This window comes from Mycobacterium numidiamassiliense (assembly GCF_900157365.1).
GTDB classification, from domain to species: domain Bacteria; phylum Actinomycetota; class Actinomycetes; order Mycobacteriales; family Mycobacteriaceae; genus Mycobacterium; species Mycobacterium numidiamassiliense.
On record NZ_FUEZ01000003.1, the window covers coordinates 1,521,618 to 1,536,550 of the forward strand.

Genomic DNA, 14,933 nt, shown 5'->3' on the forward strand with positions numbered 1-14,933 from the left:
GGTACCCGAAGGCCCCACTCGAAAACACCCGCAGGTCAAAGCGAGTGGATCTGCTGCACGGGCAGCCGCGCCCCGCGGCGCGGCTCGTGGGCCAGTCCGCTGACCTCCAGTAACCGCACCACCCGATGGCGGTGCGGTCGCATCGGCTCGAGCAGCTCGAGCATGCCGGCGTCATCGACGGGATGGCCCAGCAACGTCCAGCCGATCATCTTCGGGAAGTGGTAATCGCCCACCGATACGGCGTCGGCGTCACCGAGCGCGCGTTGCATGGTCTCGGCGGCGGTCCACTGCCCGACCCCCGGCAACGACATCAGCGCTTCGCGTACCTCGGCCGCCGGCCGCGATACCAGCCGTTCCAGCGATTCGGCCCGGCGCGCACAACCGACCACCGTCTGCGCTCGTCCCGGATCGACATTGGCGAGGTGGAATTCCCAGGACGGGATGTGCCGCCACGCCTGCGCCGAGGGTGGCACCCGCATCCTGGCCGGCGCAGGACCGGGCGCCGGCGTGCCGTACTTGGTCACCAGCACGCGCCATGACCGGAATGCGTCGGCGCCGGGGACCCGCTGCTCGATGATCGCGGGGATCAGGGCCTCCAACACCTGTCCGGTGTGGCCCAGGCGCAGGTGCGGCACTCTCCGCTGGGCTTCGGCAACCGTCGGGTGGGTGGGCACGAAATCCGACGCGTCGTCATCGGCACCCAGCAGCGCGGGCAGCCGCTCGAGAAACTCCTCGGCGCCGCCGCCCCACGCCTCGCAATGGACGGCGTTGGCGGACGCACGGCGCAACTGCACGGTGACCGGACCGGACGGCAGCAGGCTGGTTCGCCAGACGGCGCCGTCGCCCGGGACCTGAAAGCACGGATCGCCGGAACCCCGGCGAAGTGGCGCGAGGGTGTGCCCGAAGCTGACCGCCCCGGGAAACGTCACCGTCCGCGCATTCACCACCGACACGCTCCGGATTCCTGTCGAGGTCGCCGCTGCATTCGGGCGAACCGCCCGCATTGACCGGCAACTGTTCCTCAAGACACTATTGCGATGTGATGACCCCGTTCGACGCCCCGCATGCCGAACTCGCGTGGATGCTCTTGCAGAGCCTGAGCGAGGGTGGCGATGTCGACGAGGGTTTCACGCTCCTCAGCGAGGACTTCACCTACTGGAGCCTGTATACGCAACTCTGCCTGGACAAGGACAACTTTCGGCGCTCGGTCGACCAACGCAAGAAGGTCGTCGAGGTCAACATCGACCTACTCCGCTGCATCAACGAAGGCGACACCGTGGTCGTCGAGGCGATCGCCGAGGGCAGAACCGTCGACGGCAAGCAGTACGACAGCCCGTTCATTTGCATCTTCGAGACCCGCGACGGCCTGATCGTGTCGATGCGCGAATACAGCGACACCAGATCAGCCGCCGAACTCTTCCCCAATTGGCGAGCCCCGCAGGCTACTCAAGAACGCTGATTTCCGCCTTGTTCGGGTAGAACGCCACGTGCCCGGCGATCTGAGCGACCGCGGGGTAGGGCTGCTCGTAGAACCAGATCGCATCCTCGACGGTGTCACCGGCCGACGTGGTCACGCTGTAGTAGTTGGCGTCACCCTTGAATGGGCAGTAGGTGGTGGTGTCGGTTCGGGTCAACCGCTCGGAGACCACGTCGTCGAGCGGAATGTACTGCACCGCAGGGATGCTGGCTTCCCGTAGTTCGAGCGCGGCCGTGGTGTCGGCGACGAGCTCGCCGTTGATGCGGACCTGTACTCGCCCCTTGGTGGGCTCGACGGTGATCGGATGTCCGGCGCTGGGTTCTAAAACCTCGCGATGGGCCATGATTGTTGCCTCCTCAAACGCAGATGCTGGGTATAACGCCGACCGGCTCGCAACACTTCCCGGCCCCTATTCCGATGGTGCGGCCGAGGATCGCGGCGTGCGCATCGCGGCCCAGAACCGGGCGGCCTCGCGGATCGATTCCTCGACCGGGCGTGGCTGCCAACCCAATTCCCGCTTCGCCTTGCTGCTGTCCACGGGGGCCTCGGCGCGCATCATCCGCACCGACGCCAGGCTGAGTTGGGCGTCGGTGCCGGTGAGCTTGGCCTTGAGGGTGCCCGCCGCGGCCATGGCGTAGAGCATCGGGACCGAAATCGCGCGCCGCGGTGGCGGGACGCCGGCCTCGTCGGCAGCGATCCGGATCGAATCGTTCAGCGCCATCATCTTCTCGGAGACGAGGTACCGCTCACCGATGCGGCCGTGCTCGGCGGCCAGGATCATGGCCCGGGCGGCGTCGTCGACGCCGACCACTTCGAGCGCAATCCCGTTCATCAGGAAGGGCAGCTTGCCGAAGACCGCACCCGCGATGAAGGCGCCGTGCGGGGTACCGCCCCAGTCCCCGTCGCCGTACGTGGTGGACACGCACATCGCGACGGCGGGCAGGCCGGCGTCGGCGACGTAGCGCATGACCAGGTTCTCGGCCTCGACCCGGGATTGCACATAGGGCGTCAGCCCGCGCGAGGCGATCACATCGTCTTCGGTCGCGACGTGCCCATGCCGTCGACCCACCGTCGCGTAGGTGCTGGTGAAGATGAACTTGCGCAGGTTCGGTTGGTTGACGGCGACATCGAGAACGTTGCGCAGCCCTTCGACGTTGGTCCGAAACAGCGGCGAGGAGTCCCGCAGCCACGCGCGGGTGTCGACGACGCAGTAATACACGTCGTCGACTCCGTCCATCGCTTCGCGCACCGTGGCGGTGTCGAACACATCGCCGTGGAAGCGGGTGAGCTCGAGGTCGTCGATCGAGCGGGTGTTGGCACCCTCGCGCACCATCGCCCGCACCTGAGCACCGTCGGCGACAAGCTGGCGGGTCACGTGTGAGCCCAGAAAACCGTTGGCGCCGATGACAAGTTTGGGGTTGCTGCTCACTGGCCGGCTCCGTATTGCTCCAGGAAACGCGCGGCGTCCTCATCGAGGGTGCCGAGTTCCTGCGCCTTACGGCACCACTTCAACGCGGCCTGCACGAAGCGCAGCGGGTTGTAGATGTCTTCTTGCTGACGCCACAGACCGTCGCCGGCGTAGGTGATGATCGAGATGTTGGTCGCGGTGATGACGCTGCCGTCACCGGGATCGCGCATCGGGTTGTCGAGTTCCATGATGATGCGCCCGGTGGGCTCGTCGATGACCGACCACAGCGATGGGAACGCGACCATGTGGCTGCCCGGATAGGTGGACATCGTCCGCTTGATCCACTCGCGCACCTCGTCGCGGCCGCGCATGGTGCCCGCCGCGTGTTCGATGTACACGACGTCGGGTGTGTAGTGCTCGACCCAGGCGTCCCAGTCTTGGCTCTCGGAGGCCCGGGCGACCGTCTGTTCGAATTTGTCGAAGGCCGCGGCCAGTTCGCTACGCGAGAACGTGCGGACAGTCACTGCTTGACCAGGGGTTTCTGCTTGGCGGCAACGTTGCAGCTCATCGGCGGAGTGTAGCCTGGGCTTGGTCATGTCCGAGTCTCGGCCGGTCAGGAGGACACGAAGTGGCAACCACCCAAAAGGCAATCCTTGCCGGCGGCTGTTTCTGGGGAATGCAGGATCTGATTCGCAAGCTGCCCGGTGTGGTTTCGACCCGGGTCGGTTACACCGGCGGCGACGTTCCGAACGCGACCTACCGCAATCACGGCACGCACGCCGAGGCCATCGAGATCGGGTACGACCCGACCGCCACCGATTACCGGACGCTGCTGGAGTTCTTCTTCCAAATCCACGACCCGACAACGAAAAATCGTCAGGGCAACGACCGCGGCACCAGTTACCGGTCGGCGATCTTCTACGTCGACGACGAGCAGAAGCGCATCGCGCTGGACACCATCGCCGATGTCGAGGCCTCCGGCCTGTGGCCCGGGAAGGTCGTCACCGAGGTCAGCCCGGCGGGCGACTTCTGGGAGGCCGAGCCCGAGCACCAGGATTACCTCGAGCGCTACCCCACCGGATACACCTGCCACTACGTCCGTCCCGGCTGGAAGCTGCCGCGGCGCGCGGCGGCCAGTCAGTAAGTCCGGTCTAGCGCCGGCGCACCGTAATTCGGCCGCCGTCCTTCGGGACGAACGCGACCCCCCGGCAGTGCCAGCGCTCAGCGGGGACGTCCGTTGTCTCGATGGTGAAGTGCTGCAGCACAGTTCGAAGCACGACATCCATCTCCATGTTGGCGAACGCCGCCCCGACGCACCGGCGGGTCCCGCCACCGAACGGAACCCACGACAGGGCCGACGGTTTCGTCCCGATGAAGCGATGTGGATCAAAGCGTTCCGGATCGGGGAACAGGTCCGGGTTGGCGTGCAGCTGCGCAAGGCCGATGATGATCGAATAGCCGCGCGGAATCACCCACTCACCGAGTTGGTACGTCTGCGGGTAGACATGGCGACCGGCGAAATCGATAACGGTCCTTGCCCGTTGGACCTCCAGGATCGTCGCAAGGCGTAGCTCGCTACCGCCTTCGTCGGCCTCCTCGACCAGCGCGGCCAGCAGCTCCGGGTGCCTGCTGATCCGCTCGAATGCCCATGCCAGTGTGGACGCGGTGGTTTCGTGACCGGCGGCAAGCAGGGCGAGCAGCTCGTCACCGATGTCCTGGTGCGACATGGCCGAACCATCGTCGTAGGTGCTGCGCAGCAGCAGCGCGAGCACGTCGTTGCGGTCGGCGAAGTTCGGGTCGGCCCGCTCGGCCGCGATCAACGTCTCGATGATGTTGTCGTACTGGTTGCGCCACTGGGCCAGCCGGCCCCACGGGCTGAACCGGCCATGGGTGCGTTTGGGTTTCGGCAGCGACGCCAGCCGCGAGCCAAGGGTGACCCACGGCGGGATCAGCCGGCGCAGCTCGTCGAGTTCGGCACCGTCGGCGCCGAACACCGCGCGCAGGATCGCGTTCAGCGTGATCCGCATCATCGGCGACAGCGTGGCGAACGAGGTCCCCTGCGGCCAGTCGGCGATCTCGCGCAGCGTCTCTTCTTCGATGATGCTCTCGTAGTTCTTGATGCTCTTGCCGTGAAATGGCGGCGCCAACAGCCGTCGCCGGCGGCGGTGCTCCTCACCCTCGAGCGCGAACACCGAGCCATAGCCGAACAGCCTGCTCAAGTTGGGTTGGATGTTGCCGAGTTCTTCTGGGCTGGTGGTGAAGATCTGCTTGGCCAGCTGCGGGTCACTGACCGCAACGACAGGGCCGAACATCGGCAGGCTCATCGCGAAGACACCGCCGTAGCGGCGCGACAGTCGTCGTATCATCGAGCGCCGCGACATCGCAAAACCCATGCCCTGCAACATCTTTGGGGCTCGTACCGCCGGTGGCAGCCGGACCGCGGCGGCGGACGGCGCGGCGGTGACTACTTCGCTCATGGCGTCTTTGCTCCCAACGTTCACCCCCTGGTCCGGGGGTTGGTACCGCGATGTACCAGAGGCCTCTCCGGGTACGGTACTCTGAAGTACCAAGCCTGACAAGATGCCACCTGCGACGAAAGGGCCACCGGCCGTGCCATCCGCGACGACGGTGCCGACAACGACCGGGGACGCGGCAACCCACGACCCCTTTCGGCTCCGACTGCTCGACGGCCTGGCCACCTCGATCACCGAGCGCGGCTACCCGGCCAGCACGGTTGCCCACATCGTCCGGCACGCGCGCACGTCCAAGCGGACGTTCTACGACCAGTTCACCAGCAAGGAAGAGTGTTTCCTCGAATTGCTGGCCACCGACATCGAAAGACTCGGCGAGCGCATCCAGTCGGCCGTCGACCCCGAGACCGACTGGCGCGAGCAGATCCGTCAGGCCGTCGAGGCCTACGTCGGATACATCGAGGCGCGCCCGGCCATCACCTTGAGCTGGATTCGTCAGCTCCCCTCGCTCGGGGCCGTCGCCCGCCCGGTTCAGCGCCGCGGGCTGCACTTGTTGTCCGGGCTGCTGATCAACCTCAGCACCAGCCCGGGATTCCGGCGCGCCGACCTGCCGCCGCTGACGCCGCAGCTGGCGGTGATCTTGCTGGGTGGGCTGCGTGAATTGACCGCGCTTGCGGTCGAGGACGGCCGCCCCGTCCGCGAGATCCTCGAGCCCGCCGTGGACGCCTCGATCGCGTTGCTCGGTCCGCGCCACTAGCCGCGTTCTGCGTCTAGGCTCACCGCAGGACCCCTAGATACGTAAGGACTGCTATGCGGCTATCGACCCGAAATCAGCTCAGCGGGACGATCATCGACGTCGATCTCGGGAGCGTGATGGCAATCGTCAAGGTGCGCCTCGACGGGGGCGATCAGGTTGTCACGTCATCGGTCACCAAGGACGCGGCACTGGACCTCGACCTCAAGGTCGGTCAGCCCGCGACCGTGTTCATCAAGTCCACCGAGGTCACGATCGGCGTCGAGTAAGTCAAAGTTTCAGGAACGATCGCAATCGATCCAGCACCAAGTCTGGTCGCTGCGCGACGATCCAGTGGCCGACACCGTCGACCAGCTCTACCTCGAAATCGCTGATGTGGTCGGCATATCCGTCGGTCAGGTCGGCCGTGATCACCGGATCGTCCGTGCCGGTCAGCCACCGGACCGGGACGTCGACGCGTGCGTGCGCGTACTCACCGCGCACCCACTGCAACATTTCACCGGTCTGATAACTGCGGTACCACCGCGACCCGGCCTCCGCGTGGCCGGGCTGTTGCATGCACTCGGCATACAGCCGGGCACTGTCGTCGGGAATCGAGAACCCGCCACCAACCCAAGGACCCAACATTCTCAGAAACCGTGAGTTGGGATCCCTGAGCAACCGGGGACCGATTACCGGCAACGAAATCGGGATCTGATACCAGAGCCGCCAGAGGTTGCGCACCGATCCAAGGCCGAACTTCACAAAGGGCGCAACGGTGTTGATCCCGAAGAAGCCGGACACCTTCTCCGGATGGCGAAGCATCATGATGAACGCGGTAGGTCCGCCCCAGTCGTGGGCGACGAGTTTGACCGGGCCGATGCCCAGGCGATCCAGCACGGCGGCGAGATCCTCGGCCTTTTCGGCCTTGGTGTAGCGCGAGCGAGGGGCCGAGCTCCAGCCGGCGCCACGCAGGTCCGGACACAGCACCCGGTAGCCGTCGGCGGCCAAGGGGCCGATCAGCTCGTGCCACTCCCACCAGTTCTCCGGGAAGCCGTGCACCAGCATGACGGGCGGCCCCTCGGCCGGACCGGCGTCGGCGACGTGGATCGTCACGCCGTCGCCCAACTCGATGTACCGGTGTTCGACAGCGACGGAGCCTTCGAGCGCGGGCATGGTGACCATGCGTTCCGAAGCTAGCCCACTGGCAGGCAGGTGCGCGAGACCTAGCGAACGACGAATTGCCCACCTCCGAGCGACAACGCGCCGTCGCGGTGGACAACTGTCGCGCGGAGGCGGGCATAGTGCCTGTCCCCCTCAATCGATAGCGACCCGAAAAGCCGCTACGACAGAAACCGCTCGACGTAGGGCGCGAACCGTTCCCGCAGCGCGTCCGGCGTCAGCCCGAACATCTCGCACGACGTTTCGACGTTGCCGAGTCGGCCGCGCCGGTGGCCGGCCAGGTAGTCCGCGATCGCGGTGCGCGCGTCGTCGGTGAAGGGTTCGCCGGCCAGGGCGTACACCCGCTCGGCGACACCGAGCTCGTCGGCCATGAACTCGTCGAAGCGAATGTCGATCGAACGTTCGGGCCCCAGGGTGTCCCGATCGCGCACGAGCGCGGTGAGCATCTGGTCGAGGCGCTCAATCCAGGACTGCGCGATCTGTTCCACCGGCACCGGTGAGCGGTGCATGCGGGCCGAATAGGTGATCATCGCGATCATCGACAGCGCCACCGGCACGGGGTCGCGGTGGGTGAACAGCACAATGCTGTCGCCGAATACGCGGTCCAGCACCGGGACCTGTTCGAGATGCTGCGGCGACTTGAGCAGCCAGCGGTGTCCCCCGCGCAGGTACTGCATGGCCTTGAGCTGGGTGGCCAGGTATTGGTAGTGCGGCGTCTGGTCGTGGGCCCGGTAGTAGTCGCGCCAGCGCGGCACGTCGGCGAGCGTCTCGAAGAGCATCGTCGAGATGTCGTTGGCCAACAGCTGTATCTCTTCGTGCACGTGATCGGTGGTCATCTCGTGCATGAGCGGGAAATGCGGCATCACGATGTTGACCACCCCGACGGCGACGTCCATCCGCGCCCGGCGCGGATCCGGTTCGGCGCCAACCTCATTCGGCAACGGAAACGGCTCGTTGCTTTCCCAGTACGGCATGGTCCGGAAGGTGGGCGCCGCCGCGAGCAGGTTGTGCAGATGGGTGGTGCCGGTGCGGGGCAGCCCGGCGATGACGATCGGCGAACGCAGTTCGATGTCGTCGATCTCGGGATGGCGTTTCAACAGGTCGGTCAGCAGCAACCGGTTTTTGAGCAACTGCAGCAGCTGCCCGTAAAAGTTGACCCTTCCGGCCCCATGCAGCCCGTCGATCTCACGCAGCGCGGCCAGATACACGTCGAGTCGCTCGCGGTAGTCGGGCGCACCGAAGTCATGCAGGCCGGTGTCGGCACTGGCCTGCGCGTGCAAGGAGTCGGCATCAAGTGGGGCGCTCGGGGCCATCGCGGCCATCATGTCGAGGATCTGCTGAGCCTCGGGGCTGAAGCGGGGCAGGGCGAGGTCGTCAAGGCGAACGGCGTCGGTCACGCGACTTATGTTACTCTGAGTTTCGTAATGGTTGTAGATTTTGGCCGACCCCGCGATCCGCGAATTGACGGAGCGGTGCTGCGCGCCACCGTTGAACTGCTGGCCGAGACGGGCTATCCCGGACTCCTGGTGTCCGCGATCGCCGACCGCGCGGGCACCAGCAAGCCCGCGATCTACCGGCGTTGGCCGAGCAAGGCGCACCTCGTCCACGAGGCGGTGTTCCCGATCGGCGCCGCGACCCAGATTCCGGACACCGGGTCACTGCCCGAGGATCTGCGTGAAATGGTCCGCCGCTCAATGGTTTTCCTGACAACCCCGGCCGCCCGGGCAGCGTTGCCGGGGCTGGTCGGTGAGATGGCGGCGGACCCGACCCTGCATGCCAAGCTGCTGGAACGCTTCGCCGGCGTCATCGGCGGGGGCCTGGCCGAGTTGCTGGATCGGGCCGCCCGCCGAGCCGAGGTCCGGGCCGACGTGACCGCCGCCGAATTAACCGAAGCCATCGCCGGGATCACGCTGATCGGCCTGCTCACCCGCCCGGCCGAGCTCAACGACGTTTGGGTCGATCGCACCACCACCTTGCTCCTGAAAGGAATCAGCGTATGACCGAACACCAGTCGACGGCTGCCTGGCGAGAGCTGCTGGCGACCCTCGGGGAACTCGACAGCTCCTTCCTCGACGGCGACCGTGCGGTCACCGACGACCGGCACATCGCCGACGGCTACCGCATGCTGGCCACCACCCTCGGCGTGGCGCTGGACGCCTACCTGTTCCCCGAGCCGGGCCGGCCGCAGTTCGTCGCCGTCAATACGCCGTTTCGCCGCGATCGGCGGTGGGGTGGCGACAACACCGACGCCTACTACTTCATCTGCCCGGTCGACCCGGCGCGGCGATACCGCATCAGCGGCAACAAGGGCGACAGCGTGTACTTCTCGGTGACCGCCTACAACGAACCATCGCCGGGCGCATGGTCAGACCGGGTCGTGTCGATCGTCCGCGACAGCGATCTCGACGTCGACGCCGACGGCAACTTCGCCTTCGAATTCCCGGCGACGCCCGACGCGGCGGTGCTGATGACCCGCGACTACCAAGCCCACCCGCCGACCGGCCGTCCGGTGACGTGGCATATCGAGGCGCTCGAGGAGCCCGACCCGATACGGCATGGCGACGCCGAGACGGCGGCCAGCCTGCGGGCCGTCGCCGCCTGGATGCGGATGATGTTTGCCATCATCCCGCTTCCGGTCGGGACGCGAGTCGATGACGAGCACGGGTTGGGTCACGAAACCGCGCACGCCGCAAACGAATTCGCCGACCCATATCAGGTGCCCGACTCCAACTTCGGCTGGTCGGCCCGCGACGCCTGTTACTCCTACGGCAGCTTCGTGCTCGACGACGACGAAGCGCTCGTCATCACGCACCGGCCGCCGTCGTGCCGGTTCTGGAACTTGGTGGTCTGGAACCAGTTCATGGCCACCTACGGCGACGAGGAAGCCCGGTCCTCCCTCAACAACCACAGCGCGGCGCTCAACAGCGATGGCTCCGTGACGATCGTGTTGTCGCGCGGGCTGACGACGCACCCGAATTCCCTGACGACGCTGGGCTATCCGCGTGGCAACCTCGCGTTCCGCTGGTTCCTCACCGACGGGGTGCCGGAGCGGCCCGGGGTGAAGTTGGTGAAGGCCGCGGACGCGCCGACGGACGTGCACTGAACCACACACCGGCCTGCCTCTGGTGGGATTCCTAGGTACTAAGCCGTCCAGTGGCTTACCGTGTCTTGGACCGTGGCTGCCGGGAGGCTGATATGGACGGGACCCCGTTTGGGCGGTACCGCTTGGTCGAGTTGCTGGGCCGCGGCGGCATGGGCGAGGTATGGCGGGCCCACGACACCGAAACTGACCGCGTTGTCGCCATCAAGCTGTTGCCGGCCTTTTTGTCCGACGACGAGGAATTTCAATCCCGCTTCCGCCGAGAGGCCCACGCGGCCGCGCGACTCAACGACCCGCACGTCATACCCATCCACAACTACGGTGAAATCGACAACCAGCTCTACGTGGATATGAGACTCATCGAGGGCCGCGACCTGCAAACCCTCGTCGCCGACGGACCCCTGGACCCCGCACGCGCGGTACGCATCATCGAACAGGTCGCTCAGGCGTTGCATGCCGCCCACAGGGTGGGGTTGTTACACCGCGATATCAAGCCCTCCAACATCTTGCTCGACGACAACGACTTCGCCTACCTGATTGATTTCGGCATCGCTCGTGCGATCGAAGAAACGCGAATGACCAAGTCCGGCGACACAATCGGCACATTCCAATACATCGCCCCTGAGCGCCTGCACACCGGAACGGAGGATGCGCGCGCCGACATCTACTCGCTGGCCTGCGTGCTGTACGAATCCCTCACCGGCCACCCACCATTTCCTGGCGACTCCATGGCGCACCTGATGTACGCACACGTCAATACCCCGCCGCCTCGACCCTCGGACGCCCAACCCGATGTGCCCCCGGCCGTCGATGATGTGATCGCCACCGGTATGGCCAAGGAACCGGACCATCGCTATGCCACAACCATCGAGTTCGCCAATGCCGCCCGCGATGCAGTCACTACACCGATCTCGCTGCTGGCCCAAAATCAGTTCACTCGTGCGGCTTTCGCGTCCAGCGCCGACGCACCCACGATGTCCGCAACCGAGGCCGCCGTGCAACAACCCTCCGCCGGTCTGAATCTCGCTGCCAGCCAACAAGACCCAGCCGATCCCTCGCCACCCGAGACTCCCACACCCCAACGGGGATCCTGGTGGCCACCTCGAGGCCGCTCAGCCTTGATCGCCGCGATCGTCGTCGTGGTCGTGGTGCTGGTCTCCGGCGTCGTCATCTTTCAACTGCAGCAGCCGTCTGCACCCACGCCGGCAGCAGTGACAGCAACGAGCGTCGCACCGCCACCACCTCCACCGCCGCCCAAACCGGTCGAGGAGGCTGCGCTAGACGGTCTGCTGCTGAGCGCCGCTGACATCAATACCGCGATGGGCGCGACCGCAATGACGGTTTCCCGACCGTGGAAGACTCTGGACGACATCGGTGTTGCCAATCCGTCGTCGCCTCCCGAGTGCCTACCGGTCGGCGGCGCGGGAGAGGCGCCCGTCTACAACGGCAGCGGTTTTGCCGCCCTTCGCGGGCAGACACTCGAGGAGCCTCACCAGTTCAAGCACGCCGTCGACCAGGTTGTGTTGATGTTTCCGTCGGCACAGGCGGCGGCCGCATTTTTCAGCGCCTCGACGCAAAGCTGGCAGGCCTGCGCCAACCGCAGCTATCACGACAACGTCCACAACACCGACATGAACACAGGACCCATGTCCACCACCAAGGGCATACTCACCAACACTCAGACCAATCCGCGCACCACAGGTTGGGCGTGTCAGCGGGCGCTCACGGCCCGCAACAACGTGGTGATCGACGTGGCGGCATGCAGCTATGACATAACAGAACAAGGGGTTGCCATCGCCAGCCAGATCGCGGCAAGAGTACCCACAGCCTAGGTTTCGCGGACCAGCACGATGGCCCGGCCCAGCGTGGTCAGCTTGGCCTCCAACGTGTCGCCGGCGGGATACAGCCGCACCGTGTCCACACCGGCGTCGCGCCAGACCGCAAGCCGTGCCCGCACCATGTCCTCGGTTCCGATGAGCGTGGTCGCCAGCACCATCTCGTCGGTTACCAGCTGCACGGCGCCTTCGCGATCGCCCTGCTGCCAGCGCTCGCGCACCGCGGCGGCAACCTCGGCCCAGCCTTGCCGGCTGTAGGCCTGGTTGTAGTAGTTGGTGCTCGACGAGCCCATGCCGCCGAGGCTGAACGCGAGTTCCTTTTTCCGGCCCACGACCATGCGGCGCAGTTCGTCTTCGTTGGCCGCGAAGGCAACCTCGGCGCCCTGGCAGATGTCGATGTCGGCGCGGCTGCGCCCGGCGGCGGCCAGTCCGGTGTCGAGGTGGCTGAAGTAGGCGTCGGCGGCGCCCTCCGGGACGAAGCTGGTGCCCAGCCAGCCGTCGGCGATCTCGCCGGTCAGCCGCAGCATCGCCGGGGACAGTGCGGCCAGATAGATCGGGATCGGGTGCCCGGACGCCGTCGACAACTTCATCGGCACGGCCTCGCCGGGCCGCGGGATCTGAAACTGGCTGCCGGAATACGACACCTTGCCACCCGCGAACACCTGCCGCACGATGTCGACGGTTTCTTTCATGCGGGCCAGCGGCCGGCTGAACGCGACGCCGTGCAGACCCTCGATCACCTGTGGGCCCGAGGCGCCCAGGCCCAGCAAAAACCGCCCGTTCGACAGGTTGGACAGCGTGATCGCGGTCTGGGCGACCACGACCGGTGTGCGCGTGCCGACCTGAAGGACGCCCGAACCGAGCAGCATCCGCTCGGTCTTCGCAGCGATGTAGCCCAGCGCCGACGGCGCGTCCGAACCCCACGCCTCGGCAACCCAGCACACGTCCAGGCCCAGCTTCTCGGCCTCGACGGCGAATTCGACAACCTGGGCCACTTCGTCAGGGGCGCCGGACAACTCGACCGTCGTCGCCGTGCGCATCAACGGACCCCGTGCTCGGCCAGCCTTTTGATCGCCGCGAGGGTCTTGCCGATCGCCGCCTCGAACTCCCGCATCCGGACGAACACGATCTTTTGTTCCTTGTCCGGCATCGATTCGATCGCCACCGACAACCCCGAAGGCGCCGGTCCCATCTGCATCCAGTAGCTCAGGTTGGTGCCGCCGTCGCGGGGGGTCAGCCGGAATCGCCAAGTCGCCGAGGGGTTGCCGACATCACCAACGGCCCAGGCGAATTCCCGGGGCTGATCGCACGCGACGATCTGCGAGGTGGTGCTCCACTGTCCGAACGCATCGTGCTCGCTGTATCCGACGAATCGGGCGCCGAGGCGGGGCCCGTCAGCACCCTCGGTCCACTCCACCGATTGCAACTCGTTGCTCAGGGTCGGCATCAGCTTGATATCGGAGATCAGATTCCAGACCCGGTTCGGGTCGGCGTCGATCCACGTCGAGACTTCCACCGTTGGTTTGTCCGCATAGCAGGCACCGGTCCACTCCACGGACCCCATTGTGCCCCCACCCGATGTGGGACTTAGGCCGCGACGGGCTCCCGCTCGTCGGCGCTCTTGCGCAGCAAAGACGGGAGTTTCACCGAATCCGGGAGGGTGAGCTTGACGATCTTGCGGACCACGGTGCCGAACTGTTGTGGCAGCGGGCCCCGGTTGTAGGGAACGCCGTAGCGTTCGCAAATCTCCTGCACCTCGGGCGCGATGTCCGAATACCGGCGGGCGGGCATGTCCGGGAACAGGTGGTGTTCGATCTGGTGCGACAGGTTGCCGGACAGCAGATGGAAGATTTTGCCGCCGGTCAGGTTCGCCGAACCGAGCACCTGGCGGAAGTACCACTGTCCGCGGGACTCATCCTTGGTCTCCTCGACGGTGAACTCCTGGGTGCCGTCCGGGAAGTGGCCGCAGAAGATGATCATGTACGACCAGACATTGCGCATCAGGTTGGCCGTCATGTTCCCGGTGAAGACGAACGGCGCGAATGGGCCGGCCAGCAACGGGAAGGCGACGTAATCCTTGAGCGTCTGGCGGCGTGTCTTTTTCCAGATGGCCTTGAGCACGTCGCGCTTGTCGCGCAGCCTGATCTCGCCCGAGCGGATGCGCTCGGTTTCCAGTTCGTGCAGCGCGACACCGTATTGGAACAGCACCATCAGCAGGAAGGCGTACACCGGGTTGCCCAAGTAGTACGGGTGCCACTTCTGGTCTTCGCTCATCCGCAGGATGCCGTAGCCGATGTCGCGGTCCATCCCGACGATGTTGGTGTGGGTATGGTGCATGTAGTTGTGCGAATGCCGCCACTGGTCGGCCGGGCAGGCCGTGTCCCACTCGAAGGAGCGGCCGGAGATCGCAGGGTCGCGCATCCAGTCGTACTGGCCGTGCATGATGTTGTGGCCAATCTCCATGTTGTCCAGGATCTTTGACAGCCCCAACATGGTGGTGCCCAGCAGCCAGGCCGGTGGCAGCACCCCGGCGAATAGCAGCGCACGGCCGCCGACTTCCAGCGCACGCTGGGCTTTGATGACGCGGCGGATGTAGTCGGCGTCTTCCTCGCCGAGCTGTGCCATCACGCGTTCTTTGATGGTGTCGATTTCGCGGCCGAATGCGTCGGCCTGTTCGCGGGTCAGGGTGACTGTGTTGTGTGTCATGACTTTTCCTCCCTTGATGTT

General features: G+C 65.9%; 17 protein-coding genes. 7 read left to right on the forward strand and 10 right to left on the reverse strand.

All coding sequences use genetic code 11. The features are described from left to right. Positions 1–35: 35 nt before the first annotated feature. Entirely contained in the window at positions 36–962 is a 927-nt protein-coding gene (locus MNAB215_RS07105; protein WP_108637587.1) for a DNA-3-methyladenine glycosylase family protein, read from the reverse strand. An 80-nt stretch (positions 963–1,042) separates the two neighbouring features. Between MNAB215_RS07105 and MNAB215_RS07110 the strand changes: the two genes are divergently transcribed. Next, positions 1,043–1,459 (forward strand): nuclear transport factor 2 family protein, encoded by a 417-nt coding sequence (locus tag MNAB215_RS07110; RefSeq protein WP_077078072.1) that lies wholly within the window; start codon positions 1,043–1,045, stop codon positions 1,457–1,459. Here MNAB215_RS07110 and MNAB215_RS07115 read toward each other — a convergent pair. The 3 genes from MNAB215_RS07115 to MNAB215_RS07125 form a co-directional block, all read right to left on the reverse strand. Further along, positions 1,443–1,820, reverse strand: coding sequence for a DUF427 domain-containing protein (locus MNAB215_RS07115; protein ID WP_077078073.1), 378 nt, complete (start codon positions 1,818–1,820; stop codon positions 1,443–1,445). The two genes, MNAB215_RS07110 and MNAB215_RS07115, sit on opposite strands and share 17 nt — an antisense overlap. A 66-nt stretch (positions 1,821–1,886) precedes the next feature. Then, positions 1,887–2,906 carry an NAD-dependent epimerase/dehydratase family protein gene (locus MNAB215_RS07120; RefSeq protein WP_077078074.1) on the reverse strand — a complete coding sequence of 340 codons (1,020 nt, stop codon included), beginning with the start codon at positions 2,904–2,906 and terminating at the stop codon, positions 1,887–1,889. After that, on the reverse strand, positions 2,903–3,409 hold the full coding sequence (locus MNAB215_RS07125) for a nuclear transport factor 2 family protein (protein WP_077078075.1): 507 nt from the start codon (positions 3,407–3,409) through the stop codon (positions 2,903–2,905). The genes MNAB215_RS07120 and MNAB215_RS07125 overlap by 4 nt, the downstream gene beginning before the upstream one ends. 104 nt (positions 3,410–3,513) lie before the next feature. Between MNAB215_RS07125 and msrA the strand changes: the two genes are divergently transcribed. Further along, entirely contained in the window at positions 3,514–4,029 is a 516-nt protein-coding gene (gene msrA, locus MNAB215_RS07130; RefSeq protein ID WP_077078076.1) for a peptide-methionine (S)-S-oxide reductase MsrA, read from the forward strand. Positions 4,030–4,036: 7 nt separating this feature from the next. Here msrA and MNAB215_RS07135 read toward each other — a convergent pair whose 3' ends face one another. After that, entirely contained in the window at positions 4,037–5,362 is a 1,326-nt protein-coding gene (locus MNAB215_RS07135) for a cytochrome P450 (protein ID WP_077078077.1), read from the reverse strand. A 103-nt stretch (positions 5,363–5,465) separates the two neighbouring features. Here MNAB215_RS07135 and MNAB215_RS07140 point away from each other — a divergent pair, with 103 nt between their 5' ends. Together MNAB215_RS07140 and MNAB215_RS07145 are read left to right on the forward strand one after the other, a co-directional pair. Further along, positions 5,466–6,113: a TetR/AcrR family transcriptional regulator gene (locus tag MNAB215_RS07140; RefSeq protein WP_083746024.1), complete on the forward strand. Its 648-nt coding sequence runs from the start codon at positions 5,466–5,468 to the stop codon at positions 6,111–6,113. Positions 6,114–6,166: 53 nt separating this feature from the next. Then, positions 6,167–6,379: a TOBE domain-containing protein gene (locus MNAB215_RS07145; RefSeq protein WP_077078078.1), complete on the forward strand. Its 213-nt coding sequence runs from the start codon at positions 6,167–6,169 to the stop codon at positions 6,377–6,379. A 1-nt stretch (position 6,380) separates the two neighbouring features. Here the strand turns inward: MNAB215_RS07145 and MNAB215_RS07150 are convergent, their stop codons facing one another. Both MNAB215_RS07150 and MNAB215_RS07155 read right to left on the reverse strand, forming a co-directional pair. Further along, entirely contained in the window at positions 6,381–7,274 is an 894-nt protein-coding gene (locus tag MNAB215_RS07150; protein ID WP_077078079.1) for an alpha/beta fold hydrolase, read from the reverse strand. Positions 7,275–7,432: 158 nt separating this feature from the next. After that, a complete protein-coding gene (locus MNAB215_RS07155) occupies positions 7,433–8,668 on the reverse strand; it encodes a sulfotransferase family protein (protein ID WP_077078080.1) in 1,236 nt (411 codons plus the stop codon). A 27-nt stretch (positions 8,669–8,695) separates the two neighbouring features. Here MNAB215_RS07155 and MNAB215_RS07160 point away from each other — a divergent pair, with 27 nt between their 5' ends. From MNAB215_RS07160 to MNAB215_RS07170, 3 genes are all read left to right on the forward strand, one after another. Beyond that, positions 8,696–9,271 (forward strand): TetR/AcrR family transcriptional regulator, encoded by a 576-nt coding sequence (locus tag MNAB215_RS07160; protein WP_077078081.1) that lies wholly within the window; start codon positions 8,696–8,698, stop codon positions 9,269–9,271. Then, on the forward strand, positions 9,268–10,374 hold the full coding sequence (locus MNAB215_RS07165; protein ID WP_077078082.1) for a DUF1214 domain-containing protein: 1,107 nt from the start codon (positions 9,268–9,270) through the stop codon (positions 10,372–10,374). Before MNAB215_RS07160 ends, MNAB215_RS07165 begins: the two co-directional genes overlap by 4 nt. Before the next feature lie 92 nt (positions 10,375–10,466). Further along, positions 10,467–12,203, forward strand: a complete 1,737-nt coding sequence (locus MNAB215_RS07170) for a serine/threonine-protein kinase PknH/PknJ (RefSeq protein WP_077078083.1) — start codon at positions 10,467–10,469, stop codon at positions 12,201–12,203. Here MNAB215_RS07170 and MNAB215_RS07175 read toward each other — a convergent pair. Genes MNAB215_RS07175 through MNAB215_RS07185 form a run of 3 tightly spaced genes read right to left on the reverse strand, consistent with a single transcriptional unit; the run spans position 12,200 to position 14,912 of the window. Beyond that, positions 12,200–13,246 carry an LLM class flavin-dependent oxidoreductase gene (locus MNAB215_RS07175; RefSeq protein ID WP_077078084.1) on the reverse strand — a complete coding sequence of 349 codons (1,047 nt, stop codon included), beginning with the start codon at positions 13,244–13,246 and terminating at the stop codon, positions 12,200–12,202. The genes MNAB215_RS07170 and MNAB215_RS07175 overlap by 4 nt on opposite strands. After that, positions 13,246–13,770: an SRPBCC family protein gene (locus MNAB215_RS07180; RefSeq protein WP_174604535.1), complete on the reverse strand. Its 525-nt coding sequence runs from the start codon at positions 13,768–13,770 to the stop codon at positions 13,246–13,248. Before MNAB215_RS07180 ends, MNAB215_RS07175 begins: the two co-directional genes overlap by 1 nt. Positions 13,771–13,793: 23 nt before the next feature. Continuing rightward, the gene (locus tag MNAB215_RS07185; protein ID WP_077078085.1) at positions 13,794–14,912 is read right to left on the reverse strand and encodes a fatty acid desaturase family protein; all 1,119 of its coding nucleotides are present in this window, start codon (positions 14,910–14,912) and stop codon (positions 13,794–13,796) included. Positions 14,913–14,933: the final 21 nt, after the last annotated feature.

Bases quoted from the DNA above. Each gene is read 5' to 3' on its own strand.
- MNAB215_RS07175 (WP_077078084.1), bottom strand. From the start codon at position 13,246: ATGCGCACGGCGACGACGGTCGAGTTGTCCGGCGCCCCTGACGAAGTG.
- MNAB215_RS07110 (WP_077078072.1), top strand. From the start codon at position 1,043: ATGACCCCGTTCGACGCCCCGCATGCCGAACTCGCGTGGATGCTCTTG.
- MNAB215_RS07115 (WP_077078073.1), bottom strand. From the start codon at position 1,820: ATGGCCCATCGCGAGGTTTTAGAACCCAGCGCCGGACATCCGATCACC.
- MNAB215_RS07185 (WP_077078085.1), bottom strand. From the start codon at position 14,912: ATGACACACAACACAGTCACCCTGACCCGCGAACAGGCCGACGCATTC.
- MNAB215_RS07165 (WP_077078082.1), top strand. From the start codon at position 9,268: ATGACCGAACACCAGTCGACGGCTGCCTGGCGAGAGCTGCTGGCGACC.
- MNAB215_RS07140 (WP_083746024.1), top strand. From the start codon at position 5,466: ATGCCACCTGCGACGAAAGGGCCACCGGCCGTGCCATCCGCGACGACG.
- MNAB215_RS07150 (WP_077078079.1), bottom strand. From the start codon at position 7,274: ATGGTCACCATGCCCGCGCTCGAAGGCTCCGTCGCTGTCGAACACCGG.
- MNAB215_RS07135 (WP_077078077.1), bottom strand. From the start codon at position 5,362: ATGAGCGAAGTAGTCACCGCCGCGCCGTCCGCCGCCGCGGTCCGGCTG.
- MNAB215_RS07160 (WP_077078081.1), top strand. From the start codon at position 8,696: ATGGTTGTAGATTTTGGCCGACCCCGCGATCCGCGAATTGACGGAGCG.
- MNAB215_RS07145 (WP_077078078.1), top strand. From the start codon at position 6,167: ATGCGGCTATCGACCCGAAATCAGCTCAGCGGGACGATCATCGACGTC.
- MNAB215_RS07180 (WP_174604535.1), bottom strand. From the start codon at position 13,770: ATGGGGTCCGTGGAGTGGACCGGTGCCTGCTATGCGGACAAACCAACG.
- MNAB215_RS07170 (WP_077078083.1), top strand. From the start codon at position 10,467: ATGGACGGGACCCCGTTTGGGCGGTACCGCTTGGTCGAGTTGCTGGGC.